This window comes from Roseinatronobacter ekhonensis, assembly GCF_900499075.1.
In the GTDB taxonomy this organism is placed as follows: domain Bacteria; phylum Pseudomonadota; class Alphaproteobacteria; order Rhodobacterales; family Rhodobacteraceae; genus Roseinatronobacter; species Roseinatronobacter ekhonensis.
Window position 1 is genome coordinate 1 of record NZ_UIHC01000134.1, and the last position, 2,360, is coordinate 2,360.

General features: G+C 50.0%; 1 protein-coding gene. It reads left to right on the forward strand.

What is annotated here, in order from left to right:
• Positions 1-133 precede the first annotated feature (133 nt).
• Positions 134-1,987 (forward strand): GmrSD restriction endonuclease domain-containing protein, encoded by a 1,854-nt coding sequence (locus ROE7235_RS19335; protein ID WP_281272879.1) that lies wholly within the window; start codon positions 134-136, stop codon positions 1,985-1,987.
• The last annotated feature ends 373 nt before the right edge of the window (positions 1,988-2,360 follow it).

The following is a 2,360-nucleotide window of genomic DNA, read 5'->3' on the forward strand; positions in this document are numbered from 1 at the left end:
GAAATGGCGCAAACTCGATGGCCGGAACCGCCTGCCCGAGATCATCCAAGGGGTTGAGTTCCGCGACGGCCTCCGCCACGTTCAAGCCGCCGCCTGATCAGGCGTCACCAACTTCTGCGCATATCTCCAACGGCTGACCTCGGTGACACTTTTACTCGCCGCGTTATCTCGTAAGTTGGGTGACAAAGAGCCCGTCGACGGTTTTTCCTTCAAGAAAATTAGAAACCGCTATCTATTGGATCCAGATGAAAGCGGCGAAAGGGCCTATAAACTGCTTTTGTCGAAGACCGACCGCACGACACTGAACGCTTTGGTGTCGCAGGATGAGCTGCCCAATGCCTTTTCAAGGCGCGTGAGTGATAATTTTTCAATGTTCGAACTTTGGCTCGGGCAAGATGAAGTGGCGGTTACCGAGATTTGCCAGGGACTGGCAAAGCTGATGATTGTGGATGTCGCGCTGAGCCGAGAATACGACAATCCACAGCTGATTTTTGAGAGTATGAATTCGACCGGAAAGGAGCTCTCACAGGCCGACCTGATCAGGAATTTCGTGCTTATGGGTCTTGAGCCGAAGCTGCAGACACGGCTTTATGAAAATTACTGGCGGCGGATGGAGGAGGGATTTGGCCAAGAAGCTTATGCATCGCATTTCGATGGGTTCATGCGACATTACCTTACGGTCGTAACTGGCGCGATTCCCCGTCTTGATGATGTTTATGATGCTTATAAGTCCTATTCACACGAACAAATTACCCTTGGTCGCGAGATTGAAGATTTGGTTTGCGAGGTCTGGGAGTTTTCCCGCTACTACAGCGCTTTGGTGCTTAGTCAAGAAAAAGACCCGCAACTTGCAATTGGGTTCAAGGACCTGCGCGAACTAAAAGTCGATGTGGCCTATCCGTTCTTGCTTGAAGTCTATCGTGACTACACAAAGGAAGTTCTAACTTCGAATGAGGTATTGGATATTGTTCGGCTAGTCGAGGCCTATGTCTTTCGGCGCGCTATCTGTGCTGTACCGACGAATTCACTCAATAAAACTTTTGCGACCTTCACCAAAGAGCTGAAGAAGGACCGCTACCTCGAGAGTGTTCAGGCACATTTTCTTAATATGAAGTCATACCGTCGGTTTCCCCGCGACGAAGAGTTTATTGCTCGAATGCAGGACCGCGATCTCTACAACTTCCGGAGTCGTACCTATTGGCTACGAAAATTTGAAAATTTTGGACGGAAGGAACGGGTGCAAGTGGATGATTACACCATTGAGCACATAATGCCACAGAACGAAAAACTGCCAATCAGTTGGCAGTCAGCCCTTGGACCTGATTGGGCAGCAGTTCAAGAAAGATGGCTGCATACCCTCGGGAACCTGACACTTACGGGCTATAATTCAGAATACAGTGACAAAAGCTTTCTCGATAAGCGCGACATGAAAGGAGGCTTCAGTGACAGCCCGCTCCGAGTCAATCAAGGGCTTGGGCAACTGACTGATTGGAACGAGTCAACTATCAAGAAGCGCGCAGAACGTATGGCCGAACAAGCCGCCACTGTCTGGGCAGCTCCCAATCTAACGGCAGATATATTAGAAACATATCAAGTGCCCGCATCTGCGGATAACGAATATGACATCGATGATCATCCGCATTTGCGTGGAGGAAAGATAAGGGAGTTGTTTGATCAGTTCAGAAGAGAGGTGCAGGCGCTTGATCCCTGCGTGTCTGAGCAATTCTTAAAGCTTTACGTGGCGTACAAGGCTGAAACAAACTTTGCCGATGTGGTTCCCCAAGCAAAGGCGTTGAGAATTTCGATCAACATCGAGCCTTACGAACTCACGGATCCTCGAAAGTTAGCGGTAGATGTGACCGGCGTTGGGCGCTGGGGTAACGGAAATACAGAAGTTAAGTTGAGCGACCCTGCCGATTTAGCATACGTCGTCGGACTCGTCAGGCAGGCGTTGGACCGTCAGTTAAGCGCATCAGACGCTGAATGACCCAATTTGCCTTCCTGAGCTGACTCATAGAATGAGTGCCGGTCATCTGGCCCGCAGTCCATTTATTGTTGATCAATTTTGACCACTAAAATAGGGCAATCATCCTTTTGCCATTTGAGCCTATGGAGCAAGAACAACGGAAACCCGTCCCGCTTCAGCCGAGCTCCCGCCTGCTAAACCGATCTCGCCTTGCACAAGCTGGTGCAGAGCTGGACGAGCTAGCAGGAGGGACCACAATGAGTGCATTAGAGCGCGTCCGGTTTGACCAGATTCAGGATTCCCTTACTTCATGATCCATGATTCCATGTCTTTGAGCAGATATGGAGATAACAGATGGGCAAACCACATCCACTTGCGTTGCGAGAGCGCGTTG